The 13076-nt window shown below is 56.8% G+C and carries 8 protein-coding genes; 6 read left to right on the top strand and 2 right to left on the bottom strand.

The window, feature by feature from the left end; all coding sequences use genetic code 11:
• Positions 1-382 precede the first annotated feature (382 nt).
• Both IRZ24_RS09290 and IRZ24_RS09295 read left to right on the top strand, forming a co-directional pair.
• The gene (locus tag IRZ24_RS09290) at positions 383-1408 is read left to right on the top strand and encodes a GAF domain-containing protein (protein ID WP_297162956.1); all 1026 of its coding nucleotides are present in this window, start codon (positions 383-385) and stop codon (positions 1406-1408) included.
• A 56-nt stretch (positions 1409-1464) separates the two neighbouring features.
• On the top strand, positions 1465-2346 hold the full coding sequence (locus IRZ24_RS09295) for a class I SAM-dependent methyltransferase (RefSeq protein WP_297162958.1): 882 nt from the start codon (positions 1465-1467) through the stop codon (positions 2344-2346).
• On the opposite strand, the gene IRZ24_RS09300 is transcribed toward IRZ24_RS09295, so the two are convergent.
• The gene (locus IRZ24_RS09300) at positions 2343-2987 is read right to left on the bottom strand and encodes a hypothetical protein (RefSeq protein WP_297162961.1); all 645 of its coding nucleotides are present in this window, start codon (positions 2985-2987) and stop codon (positions 2343-2345) included. The genes IRZ24_RS09295 and IRZ24_RS09300 overlap by 4 nt on opposite strands.
• A 437-nt stretch (positions 2988-3424) precedes the next feature.
• Between IRZ24_RS09300 and IRZ24_RS09305 the strand changes: the two genes are divergently transcribed.
• A complete protein-coding gene (locus IRZ24_RS09305) occupies positions 3425-6898 on the top strand; it encodes a helix-turn-helix domain-containing protein (protein ID WP_297162963.1) in 3474 nt (1157 codons plus the stop codon).
• Positions 6899-6942: 44 nt separating this feature from the next.
• On the opposite strand, the gene IRZ24_RS09310 is transcribed toward IRZ24_RS09305, so the two are convergent.
• The gene (locus IRZ24_RS09310) at positions 6943-8571 is read right to left on the bottom strand and encodes an AMP-binding protein (protein WP_297162966.1); all 1629 of its coding nucleotides are present in this window, start codon (positions 8569-8571) and stop codon (positions 6943-6945) included.
• A 468-nt stretch (positions 8572-9039) separates the two neighbouring features.
• Here IRZ24_RS09310 and IRZ24_RS09315 point away from each other — a divergent pair, with 468 nt between their 5' ends.
• The 3 genes from IRZ24_RS09315 to IRZ24_RS09325 all read left to right on the top strand — a co-directional run bounded on the left by IRZ24_RS09315 (position 9040) and on the right by IRZ24_RS09325 (position 12911).
• Positions 9040-9720 (top strand): DUF4878 domain-containing protein, encoded by a 681-nt coding sequence (locus tag IRZ24_RS09315; protein ID WP_297162968.1) that lies wholly within the window; start codon positions 9040-9042, stop codon positions 9718-9720.
• Positions 9721-9813: 93 nt separating this feature from the next.
• Positions 9814-11874: a TIR domain-containing protein gene (locus tag IRZ24_RS09320; RefSeq protein ID WP_297162971.1), complete on the top strand. Its 2061-nt coding sequence runs from the start codon at positions 9814-9816 to the stop codon at positions 11872-11874.
• 860 nt (positions 11875-12734) lie between these two features.
• Positions 12735-12911, top strand: a complete 177-nt coding sequence (locus IRZ24_RS09325) for a hypothetical protein (protein WP_297162974.1) — start codon at positions 12735-12737, stop codon at positions 12909-12911.
• Positions 12912-13076 lie beyond the last annotated feature (165 nt).

Raw genomic sequence — 13076 nt, forward strand, 5'->3', positions numbered from 1 at the left:
TGTTTTACCCAACGGCGCACGGTAGTCGCATCAACGCGCAAGACTCTGGCAACCTCGCTAATGGTCAGTAGTTCCTCCATGATCTGTCCTTTCTTTGTAGAATGTCGTGCCGGGTGCCCGAGAGCTTCTCTCCCCCTTACCCCCTCGGGCACAGCGTACCCCTCTTCTGGTATCGGCAGGGGTGCTACTCTTGCAGGCACTTCCTGCTTTGCTGAATATACCATTCCCCATTTACAATTGTCAATACCAATTGCATAGTCTGTAGGGAGAAAATTCTGTACAGAAGTCACATAATTCACCCGGGGAGAGTGGACAGGATCGACAAGGCAGGGGAGAGTAGGCTATAATTGGATGGCAGTCTCTCTGAAATGGGGCAGAAGCCATGCAAGAACCCAGAACCTGGCGCGAGCTCCTCGCTGCTGTGATTCGAGATACCAAAGAGAAACAGCGCATAGCCAATGAAATGGGTGTTGACCCGGTTACGCTCACACGCTGGGCGACTCACGAATCGTCGCCACGGCCACGTTCGCTACTTAATCGCTTGGTTGAGGCCCTGCCGCCTCATCGCGAGCAACTGATTCAGCTAATCCGCCAGGAATTTCCAGATGCCCTGGAGGATGACCCCGGCTCCGTCTTCATCGATCCGGTAGTAAAGGATGTCCCCCCAGTACTCTATGCACGCATCCTTGAAGCTCATGCCACGGTCGTGGAAAGCCTACGCGCCTGGACCATTATGAACCTGGTGATGCAGCAGTTGATTCGGCAGCTTGACCCGCAACATACCGGCATTGCAGCCAGCATCGCCCAGTGTCAGCGTCCGCTGCCTCCTCAGCAGAAGGTGACCTGTCTTCGTGAGGTCTTCCTGGAGAAGAGCCAGGCCCTGACAGGTGTGGCTCGCCGAGGCTACTTTCTGGGAGCTGAGTCGCTGGTAGGCTATGCCGTGACCCAATGCCGCCCGGTGGTAGTCCAGAATCTGCAGGAGGCTTCCGACTTTGCCATTCCCCAAACGCTGGTCAGTGAGGCTCGCAGCGCCGCCGCTTACCCCCTGCAGCGCGCTGGACAGGTGGCCGGCGCTTTGCTGATTATTAGTACCCAGCGCGACTACTTCTTGCACGGACGCCAGGCGCTGATCCAAAACTATGCCTACCTGCTGAGTCTGGCTTTTCGTGATGATGAGTTTTATGATATAAAAGATATCGAATTGCGTCTGATGCCCTCCGAATCCATTCAGCATGCCTACATGGCGACGTTTAATCAGCGCGTGAATGAAATGCTGAGCCAGGCCGAACAGCGGGGGCAGCCGCTTACGCGCCGCGAGGCCGAGGAGCGAGTGATCGCGGCGTTTTTGGCCACACCTTTGCAGCCGCCATCGACGGAGCAGGCGGAGCAGACCCCGGAGCAAAGCTAGAGCGCTCGTTCGGCAGTCGCAAGGTTTGCTTCAAGGAAGAAAGGATCATCAGGGTCATGTTGACCGATCTCCAGCAGGTTGAGACGCTCTCTCATCAACACGGCACGTATATTATCGATGCAGAGAATACGGCTGAGCTGGCTCGCCTGCTGCATCATGGCCAGTTAGTCACCCAGGCTATGGGCGGCTTGCTGCCAGAACTATCGGATGTCTCGGGCTTACAGGATGTCCTCGATGTAGCCTGTGGCCCCGGCGGTTGGGCTTTGGAGCTGGCTGAGACATACCGCCATATGCGTGTTGTCGGCATCGATATTAGCCAGCGCATGATCGAGTTTGCCCGGACACTGGCTGCGACGCAGCAATTGATGAATGTTTCTTTTCAGGTCATGGATGCCTTAAAACCCTTGGCTTTTAAGGATGAGAGCTTCGATTTGATCAATGCACGCTTTATCTCAACGTTTATGCCAGCTCGCTGCTGGCCTGCTTTTCTGCAGGAGTGTCTGCGCATTTGCCGCCCCGGCGGTATCATCCGCCTGACCGAGGCTGATTTACCGATCTGCAATAAGCCAGCTTGCGAGGAGCTGTCGCTACTATTGGCCCTCGGTCTCACACGTGCCGGCTATACCTTCTCGGAGACACGGCACCATCTGGATGTTCTGCCCATGTTGGAGCGTTTGCTACGCGAGGCTGGCTGCGTTTCGATCCAGATGCGCGCCTGCGCTGAGAGTATCTCTGCTGGGACGCCGCGCTACGAGGATTGGTATCAAAATGGCCTTGTCTCTCTGAAATTACTTGAACCGTTTTATCTAAACGTGGTCGGCTTGAGCCATGAGGCTTTCAATCGCCTCTATGAGCAGGCCAAGGCCGAAGCAGCGGATGAGAGTTTCTGTGGCCTGCAGTTCTTTTTGACGGTCTGGGGCTATAAGCCACGGAGCTAGTGTTCATGGCCTGCTATATATGCCCGGATGCTGGGCAAGCCCGCCAAACGGCGATAAGCGTGGTTGCGCAGGGCAACCCGCAGTGCGTGCTGCCTTCCATCTTCAGGCCAGTCCCGGTAATGACTAAGATCAATTCCTTGCTCCAGGAAAGCGCTCTGGAGCAGTGTCGGCTCGTCATCAAAACTCATCAATTCTGCGAGATCTATGAGCAAGGCACGCCGCTGTCCACGGGGAAAATGGTCTACTTCGCGAGCCACCAGGGCAAACAGTTCTTGCTGATAGATCCCTTCCAGGGCGCGCTCCGCCGGCTCCTCCACGTCGCCGGTCTTCGGTTCCGGCAGGCTTTCCCCGCCAGTATGGATCAGGCGCCGCTCCCGCCGATAGCGGTCCCGGCAATAGTTGCAGGCAATGGTGAACAGCATCTGCTCTGGTGCGCGGGCTGGCTCGATCTCTCCCCTTTCAACCCGCGGTTGACGTTCGATGAAGCGCCTGATACTCTCTTGGATAATATCTTCCACCAGGTCTTCTTCCTGGCCTCGCCAGGCCGCGACACTGTAATGCGCAACCAGCCGACGCACCAGACGACGCAGCCGCCTGTAGATTTCTTCCCAATTCAAGCTCAGCAGAGGCCGGGTTTCCATCTGTCTCCTCCCTGCAAGTCAGGCTAGCGGCTCTAGCTCGCTTGCATTGCTCAGATCAATAATCCAAGCAAAAAGATTATTTACAAATTCCAGATGCGATGGCTTACAATCTCTGTACTGAGGTAGAAGATAGCTGAGGAAGCTCGTCAGAGAAACCCAAGACTGGCGACATTTCGGCCCCTTTTAGCGGCTAATGGCCGGACGTCGAGAGGCCATGAGGGCGACAGAGCCAATCATGGGCGCTCTGGCGGAAAGGTCGGCGAGTTGGTGGGCTACCAAGCTCAGTAGCAGCGCTGACACCACGGCCTTCGAAGAGCGAACGAGGAGCAACAAGGAGCAACAAGATAGAGGTGCTAGTCTGTGTCGTCTGGGCTGGCTGGCAGTGCACGGGGACAGCAGGTAGAATCGCTAGCTTTGAGACGGGAGAGGAAATTGCCATGCTCCGCATAGCATTTCATCAGCAGCTCAAACGTGAGCGACTGCGCCGCGGCTGGTCACAGGAGGATCTTGCTGAGCGCATTGGTTCGGATAAGAAGACAGTGCAGCGTTGGGAGACTGGCGATGGTTTGCCTCGCCCCTCTTTGTTGCGTAAACTCTGTGAGGTGTTGGAGAAGAGTCCCGAAGAGCTAGGATTGGTCGAGGAGTCTCGCACCAATTGGGGGGCCAAACCGGCCACTTCCCATTTCTTTGGCCGCACACAAGAGCTGCGCACGCTGCGCCAGTGGTTTGCCGAGTGCCGTCTGATTGCTGTCTGTGGCCTGGGGGGCATCGGGAAGACAACGCTCGTTGCCCGCCTAGTCGAGCAGGTGGAAGGTGAGATCGAGTACGGCTACTGGTCTTCGCTACGGGGGGCTCCGCCGCTCAGTCAGGTGCTTAAGGAGTGGCTACTGTTTTTCTCTAATCAACAGTTAAGTACTCCACCTTCTTCAATCGAGGAGCAGCTCTCGCTTTTGATGGAGCTGTTGCGCCAGCGACGCTGTCTGCTTGTGCTCGATAACTTTGATGCGCTGCTCCAGGGTGGTCAGCGCGCCGGTGCCTATCGCCCCGAGTACGAGGTTTACGGTCGCTTATTGGAGCGTCTGGGCAGTGAAGAGCATCGGAGCGTGATTTTGGTGACCAGCCGCGAGAAGCTGCGCGAGGTTGAGCGCCTGAAAGGCAAGAGTAGCCCGGTGCGCTCGCTGACCTTACAGGGGCTGGGCTTCGAGGCTGGACGAGCGATTCTAGAGGAAAAAGGCATCTTTGGTAGCGCAGATGAGGTGATCAGTCTACTGCGTCGTTATGGAGGGAATCCGCTGGCGCTGCGCCTGGTGGCGGAGACGATCAGTGAGCTGTTTGCCGGTAAGATCGCGGCCTTCCTTGCCGAGAATCAGGCAGCTTTCGGAGATATTCGTGAGGTGCTGGAGGAACAGCTCCAGCGCCTGGCTCTGCGCGAACGGGAGGTTCTCTCCTGGTTGGCGATCGAGCAGGAGGCGGTCACTCTGGAAGAGCTGCGCGCTGATCTGTTGCGTCCCGAGGCTCAGCGGGAGCTGATTGAGACGCTGGACTCACTGCGCCGTCGCTCGCTGATTGAGGTCCAGGAACAGGGTCAATTTACCTTGCAGCCAGTAATTATGGAGTATATTCAGGATGAGCTGGTGCGTCGTGCCTGTCAGGACTGTCTGCAGGAGACCTTTCAGAGTTGGGAACAGTTCGCTTTTGTGAAGGCCCAGGCGCGCACCTATGTGCGTGAGAGCCAGGTACGTATGCTGCTAGCCCCTCTGGCAGAGATGTTGTGCAGCGAGCTGAGTCAGGCCGCTCTCAAGGAGCGGCTTCAGCGGGCACTGGAGCGGCAGCGGCAGGCGCGTTATCCTCACGGTGGCTATCTGGTTGGGAACGTCCTTCAGCTCTTGCTTTATTTGCAGTGGAATCTGCGCGAATTTGATTTCTCAAGGTTAACCATTCGCCAGGCTTATCTGCAGAAAGCGCGCTTGCAAGGAGTGAATTTTGCTTTTGCGCATTTCGTGTCGACGGTTTTTCAGAGCACACTGACTAATGTGCTGGCCAGTGCCTTTAGTCCCGATGGGCAGTGCTTAGCGGTGGGAACAGCGAGCGGTGAGATCCGACTGTATGACAGCGATTGCGAGCATCTACTTCAGAAGTTGGATGGTCACAACGATGGGGTTTGGGCCTTGGCCTTTACCCATGATGGACGACGGCTGGTCAGTGGCAGCGATGACAGGACGCTGCGTCTCTGGGATCTGGAGTCGGGCCGCTGTCTGAGCGTGTTGGAGGGGCATACCAATCGAGTGCGAGCGTTGGCGCTCAGTCCTGATGATCGCCTGCTGGTGAGCGGCAGCGACGATCAGACGCTGCGCCTTTGGGACCTGGAAAGGGGCCAGTGTCTACGTACGCTGGAAGGGCACCAGGGGCGGATTTGGGCAGTTGCATTGAGTCTCGATGGGCAGTGGCTGGCCAGTGGTGATGGCACTGGCACACTGCGTCTTTGGCATCTACCGAGCTGGGAGCGTCCTCTGCATGTGTTGCGGGGCCATGGGGATCAGGTGCGCTCATTGGCCTTTCGAGCCGACGGGAAGCTGTTGGCAAGTGGCAGCGACGATGGCACAGTGCGTCTGTGGGAAGTGGCCAGTGCGACAGAGCGCGGCATCTTCCGAGGCCATAGCAATCGTGTTTGGGCGGTGGCTTTCAGTCCCGATGGTCAGTGGCTGGCCAGCGGTAGCGAGGATACGACCGTCCAACTCTGGCGCGTGCAGACGGGCGAACGCATGGCCATCTTGCTTGGTCACACTCATGGTGTGCGCACGGTAAGTTTTCATCCTGAGGGGCAGCGTCACTGGCTGGTAAGTGGTGGCGATGATCAGACGATTTGTCTCTGGGATTACACGAAAGGGCATCTGTTGACACGGCTGCATGGCTATACACGGCGCATTCGATCGCTCTCCTTTAGTCCCACTGGTCACTGGTTGGCGGCGGCCTATGAGGGGGAAGGCATCGCTGTCTGGGATTGGGCCAGTGGGCGCCTGGTGCAGTTGTTCCACAAGCCGCGGCATGAGCCACTCAGTTTGGCATTCAGTCCCGATGGTCAGTGGCTAGCCAGTGGCGGGCAGGACGAGGTTATCTGGCTCTGGTCGATGCCAGAGGGGAGGATACAGCGGCAATTTGTGGGTCATCGCGATTGGGTGCATAGTCTGGCTTTCAGTCCTGACGGTCGCTGGCTGGCCAGCGGCAGCGAGGATGAGATCGTGCGTCTGTGGGATCTGGCTAGCGGCAAGATGGTGCACGAGCTGCGAGCCGGTTGTTGGATTCGCGCCTTAGCTTTCAGGCCAGGAGGAGAGGCGAGTCGCTGCCTGCTGGTCAGTGGCGGGGATGATTCGCTCCTGCGCCTCTGGGATATCAGCAGCGGCACCTGTGTGCGCACATTGACAGGTCATAGCCGACCGGTACGAGCTTTAGCGTTCAGCCCCGATGGTCGGCTGCTGGTCAGCGGAGCTGAGGACAGTCAGGTCCTACTGTGGGACATTGAGAGCGAAGAGCCGCCACAGTCCCTACAGGGACATCATGGGCGCGTGCGCTGTGTGGCCTTTAGCGGGGATGGTCAGTTGCTGGCGAGCAGCGGGGATGATCTCAGGCTCTGCCTGTGGCGGCGTGATGGGAGGCTGTGCCAGGTTTTGCCGAGCGGCCATGAGCATATGGTGCGCGCGCTCGGTTTTGCTCCGTCTGAGGCCAGCTATCTGCTCGCCAGTGGGGGCAATGAGGGAGAGATTCGCCTTTGGGAGGCCACAGCCGGACGTCTGGAGCGCATTCTGAGTCTGCCACGCCCTTACGAGGGAATGAATATCCAGGGGGTGCAGGGCCTGAGCGCTTTGGAGAAACAGGCCCTGCTGGCGTTGGGTGCTGTTGAAGAAAGCGCGTAGCACGTCGCTAGAGATGAGAAACCCCAGAGTGGGGAGGTCACCCCTTAGACGAGAGGCCCCTCGGTGTTGGCAAGGCGGCGGGCACGCTCTCTCTCTTTGAGCTGGCGGCGCAGGATCTTGCCAGAGGGTACGCGTGGGATAGCCTCGATGAATTCCACAAGATGGAGCTTTTTGTAGCCTGCGAGCTTGCTATTGACAAAGGCCATGAGTTCCTCGGCTGAGGCCGTCTGACCGGAGCGTAGAACGACGAAAGCCTTGGGGATCTCACCGGCTTCTGGATCGTCGACGCCTATGACGGCAGCGTCAAGAACAGCGGGATGCTCTAGCAGCACGGCCTCGATCTCGGCGGGGGCGATGCTGAAGGCTTTGTATTTAATCATCTCTTTCTTGCGATCAACAATATAGAGGTAGCCCTCGGCATCGATGTGACCGATATCACCAGTGTAGAGCCAGCCGTTGCGTAGGACACGCGCCGTCTCAGCCGGGTCTTTCCAGTAACCCAGCATGACCTGGGGACCGCGCACGATAATCTCGCCGTCTTCTCCGGCTGGTAGCTCGCGCTCACCTGTCTCGAGGTCGACGATCTTCTGCTCAGTATCGTAGACGGGCAAGCCCCCACTGGCCGGGCGAATGTGCGCGGGGTCAAGCGGGGAGAAATGTGTATCGGGGGAGGCCTCGGTCAGGCCGTAGGCCTGGATGACATTGATGCCGGTGCGCTCTCGCAGTTTGATGGCCAGCTCGGGCGCCAGGGGAGCAGCGGCAGACATCAGGTATTTGACCGTTCTCAGTTTGGCCAGCTGCTCGTCGCTGGCGTTGAGCAGCGCCTGAACAATCGGCGGAACGGCGAAGAACCAGGTGACAGCCTGCTGCTCACAGAGAGTCAGAGCCGCGTCAAGGTCGAAGCGTTCCATCAGGATTTGCCTGCCTCCGGCAATGAGGAAGGTGCCGGTGAGCAGCACACCGTAAATGTGGTAGAGCGGGAGAAAGATCAGGGTTGCATCGGCGGGCGAGAGGTTGGCCGCGGTCACGACCTGAAGATGGTTGCAGACCAGATTGCGGTGTGAGAGCATGACTCCCCTCGGTAGGCCCGTGGTACCTGAGGAGTAGGGCAGGGCCAGCAGGTCATCGGGGGCAATGGGTACAGGCTCAGGAGGGCGCGGCGAGGCTTCTCGCAGCAGTCGAGCGAAGGGAATGGCTTGCGGCAGCCCTTCTGGTACCTGGGCACCGGTGACGATGATGTGGCGTAGCGCTGGAAAGCTGTGCCCGTTCAGGGCGCTTTTTAGTGTGGCCACTAGTTCACGCTGGACTAGAATGGCGCACGCTTCGCTGTTCTCAAGCTGATAGGTGATTTCTCGCTCCTTGTAGGAGGGATTCATGGGACTGATGACAGCACCGATGGAAGATGCTGCCAGGAAGGAGATGGTGTATTCAGGACGGTTGAAGGTGAAAAGGCAGATGATGTCACCTTTGCCCAGACCAAGAGCACGCAGCCCGTTGGCAAGACTATTGGCCATGGCTGTGACTTCGCAATAGGTTAGGCTGAGGTTGTGGTAGATGATTGCCGGTCGCTCAGGCTGCCGCTCCGCTACAGCTCTGACAAGGGCATCATAGGGGACTTCGGGATAGCCCAGCGGTGGGCGAAAGAGTTCGGGAGCAGTCTGTTTGTCGACCATGCCTGAAGTCCTTTCTTCTAAGGCCAAGAGAACGTCGCTCCATGTCTATGAGCATAGCTAGACCGTCGGTCATGGTCAAGTGGCTTGCTTGTCTCCTTAGCTGGTTACTGGCCCGGCAAGCGCGCACTCACTGCGCCTGATTATTTTCTTTCATTCCCGGATTGCGCTGAGCCTGAATATTATTGGCGCTTTCTCGTTCCTGGGTAAGGCTGGCTCAGAAGCAGTCAGCAGCTTCAGCAGCTAAGGAGAAGAGGTATAGGCTAGCTGGCTGCGGTTGCTCCACAGTGTGGCCAGAGATTGGAGGGCAAATTTTGGCCTGTGATCGCGTTTCTCTCTAAGAAGGCTAGCCCTCTCAAATGCCTACCTACGTAGGTCAGGGGAATTAGCTCGTATATCTAGTCAGAGGAGAGGGAAGAATAGAGCTGGCCTCAGAACGAGTCTATGTCATTGTCGAGGAACTGAGTAGTTATGAGCAATGATCCGAATCAGCCCTACAGCAGCTATGGATCAGAGCACGGTCAAGAGGGGACACCTCCCCCACCTCCTTCAGCAGGAAGCTATGAGCCAACCCAGTACGCCGGCTCGACACACTATGGCTCACCCTACGGCACACCTCCGCCGCCTCCACCAGCGTATGGGCCAGTGCCGACGGCTCCTGGTATCAATCCGTATGGCGTACAGTACGGGCTGCCTCCCCAGCCTCCTCAGCCACCACGTCGCTCTTTACGCTGGCTGTGGATCACGCTGGCCATTGTTGCAGGCCTGGTTGTGCTTGTTTGTGGCGGCTGTATCCTGGTAGGTTATATTGTTGCTCTGACAGGTAGCCCTGATTCGACTGTGAATAATTACTACTCGGCTATTCAAAAGCAGGATTATAACCAGGCCTACTCCTATTTGGCGATCGATACGCTGACTATCCAGGGAGAGGAAATTAGCGCGACCCAAAGCCGCTTTGCACTGGCGGCTGCAACCATTGATCAGCAGGCCGGTACTGTGACTCGCTATTCAATTACTAGCAGCAGTACAGATGGAAATGAGGCGACAGTAGTCGTGCATGTCACCCGCTCCAGCGGCGTTGCGTATGACGTTCATTTGCAGCTGACCAAGATCGGCGATGAGTGGAAAATTACTCAGCTCGATAATATATAGTTCCGGTCGAAGACAGGCTTAAGGTAGGTGTCTGGCTACGATCTTATGGATCATAACAGGTAGTAAGGCTGATGAGGAGAGAGCTGATTTTCTATGGGCGACAGTTCTCTACGGGAAGATAAAGAGAAACTCAGGCTATTTGTTCTCTTTGATCTCGCTGACAGGAGCTATTTCTCTCGGCTCATCTCGCATATGTCACCGCTCCTGTCATCATTCGTAAGGCTAACGTCGCCCGAGGATTTCAAGGCTGTTGTCCCTCTAAGAGCAGAGCGTTGGTTAAGCAGCCATATTGAGAGCGCCGACGTCCTTGTACTCCTGGTGAGTCCTGACTTGCTGGCATCACATGTCTACGAGGTGACTATCTCGCGCGCGTTGGAACGCGCGCGACAGGGCAAGATGGTACTGATTCCCATCCTGATCCGCCCAACGGTACTTGAGGGGACGCCGCTCGCAGATCGACAGATGCTCCCACGCCGTGGGCGCGCGCTGAGTCAGTGCGTCGATGAGGAGCAGGATCTCCTTGAGATCGTGAGAGAGATCAGGGCGATCAGCGAGGAGCATTGGCAGCGGCGTAGTCTGCCACAGTCACTATCTGCTCCCATATCAGAGGGCAGGTCACGAGGGCTGGCAGGGTCAGGGCAACTCCGCCGTCATTACCGGCTGGATGAAGTTTTCAAGCGCGCGGGTCTGCCTACAGTGACCTTTGTACCACCGTCCAACTTTGAGCGTTTGAAGCTTGCTCTTGTTGAACCGGGGCGAGGGGTGGTGATCGAAGGGCCCTCGGGCATCGGCAAGACCACGGCAGTGCAAAAGGCCATCAGGCAGCTTGGCAAGTGGGAGATAGGGCAGGAACAACAGCAGACGATCACACTTCTGAGCGCCCGTATGCCCGCTGATCGTGAGCGACTAGCCTCCCTGCCAGATTGGCACCAGGGTGTCGTGATTATCGATGACTTTCATCGTCTAGAGCCTGGCTTGCGTCAGGAGTTGATTGATTATCTGAAGCTGCTGGCGGATACTCAGCCTGAAGATCGCAAGCTTGTCATTATCGGTATCCCCGGCACCGGTCAGAGCTTTATTAGCTCTATTGCCTTCGACACAGCTACGCGCTTCGATCATTTCAAGATGGGCCGCGCCAGCGATAAGGAGATACTGCAACTGATCAAGCAGGGAGAGCAGGCGCTCAATGTGACTTTCGAATGTAAGGATGAGATTATTCGCCTGGTTGATGGTAGCTTCGTTTTGACGCAGTTCCTCTGTTACTATCTGTGCGCTTACTATAAGGCTATCCAGACACAGTTGTCCCATGTGGTCATTCGGAGTGGATTGACTGAGGCCATTCAGGATCTGATGGGAACGCTGGAGATGAAGTTTGGCCTTGCTATCAGGCAGTTTGCTGCTGCGGGCGGGCCTTATGATCAGACCGGCCTCTATCTGCTCGAAGTGCTGAGCCAGAATCGTGAGGGAGTGCTCTGGTTATCACTCTTGCAGCGGGCGGAGCCGGGCCGTGCTCATGATGTGGAGCGCTTTTTGAGTCAGTGCTGGCCTCAATTGGTGGCTGCTCATCCTGAGCTAACGTTTCATCTCTTCTGTGATCCATCGGTAGGGGTGCTGCTGGCGGAGGACCCAACCCTGATTTTCTATCTTCGTCATTGCCGTTTTGATCTGTTGGCCCGCGAGATCGGTAAGCGTCCCGCCCCTAGCCGGCAGCAGGTTTTTATCTGCTATGCCCACGAGGATAGAAAGTGGCTGAAGCAGCTGCGTAGGTTTCTGGCCCCTATTGAGCAGAAGGGCTTGTTTGATTTATGGGATGATACGTTGATCAGCGCTGGCAGCCGTTGGAAGGAGAAATTAGAAGACGCTATCGCGCGTGCCGGTGTGGCTATTGTCCTGGTGAGCGCTAAGCTTCTGGCCTCTGACTTTGTCATGACCAATCAACTGCCGAAGCTTTTGGAGCGTGCTCGTCTTGCCGGCACTTTAATTATCCCTATTATCGTTAGCCCTTGCCTCTTTGAGGAAAGCGAGCTGCAGCATTTTGAACCTGCCAATGATCCTCAGAAGCCTCTGGCTCTCCTGCCTAAGCCGGCCCAGGAGCAGGCTCTCACAAACATTGCACGCCGCATTACAGCCGCTGTGACCGCTCGATCAGAGTAAGATCAGTACGGGCTGCGGAGACAGTGCTGAGACAGAGGCTCTTTCTTCCTTCCTCCCCCGTCATACATTGCTATATTTTCATCGGCGCGCTGCCCCTCTTGAGATAGCCAGCTCCCCGGTTCTTCATCCCAGGCGACCCTGCATTAAAAATTCATTAAAATAGAGCGTAGCGATCATCTTCTCCATCTTCAAGTTGACAGATGACGTTCACCTTTTCTAAACTCTAAGAGAAGCAGTAGCCTCGACCGAGGCCCTACGGGATTGGACAGAGCAAGGCACTATCTATAGCAGCTCTGGCTCTGCTGGGAGTGCAGGCCGTTTCTATGGGGAGGCTATAGCCTCTAGTGCTACAATAGCGCATTCTCTGATTGTACTCATGCCAGGCGTCAGGCTATAGGCGGGCTGAGGAAGTTAGTGTTCCCGCGAATGGCACAGCCTGGCTTCTCTATGTTTCCTGGCAGTGGTTCGCGAGTCCGCTTATGGCAGAGGAAAGAGTAGGAGTAAAAGGAGAGCATCTGAGAGTATTTGCTCTTATTACGAGTATGCCGTCTGTTCCTCCAGGATGGCAGATCGCAGAGCGAGAAGTGGTTAGAGAGAAAGGAGTCTGCTTTCATGCCCTGGCGGTTCTTCCGGCGCCGTTCCCAAGCCTTGTCTGCTGACGTGGTGTGTGTTTCTCAGTCGGCCTCAGCTAGCGATCACTCGGATGAGGTAGTCCAGCCCTGTGCTCAGAATTTGCGTCGCTACCTGCAGGAACAGCCTACCTGCTCCCCAAGGATCTGGGCGAGGCCAACCGCCTCGGTTTCCAGCATTACATTCTCCGTGTCTCCGTGGGCAAATGGGGCGGATACCTCAGCTCTCCGATGGCTTTGGATGCACGTGAAGGTTGGCAGGCCATCAGCGCTCCGCTGGCAGCACGCTTCGGTCATTACGAGCAAGCCATCCTGCAGCTCATTGAGCAAGCTTATCAGGAGTGGAACCAGCTCCACCTACGACCTCATTTCGCCGTTGCCTATGGTCAGAAACCCTTGCCAAGCTGACGCTACCCGCTTCCAGCACTCAATCTAGCCGGCTGCCTCTCATCGACGACACAGAAAGGAGGTTTCGCTTATGCCCTGGTGGTTCTTCCGCCGCCGCTCCCGCAACACCGCTCCCACAACGACCTCGGCCCAGCCCTCTTCCAGCGGCTGGCGCCTGGGCGAGGT

This window comes from Thermogemmatispora sp. (genome assembly GCF_019683755.1).
Lineage (GTDB): Bacteria > Chloroflexota > Ktedonobacteria > Ktedonobacterales > Ktedonobacteraceae > Thermogemmatispora.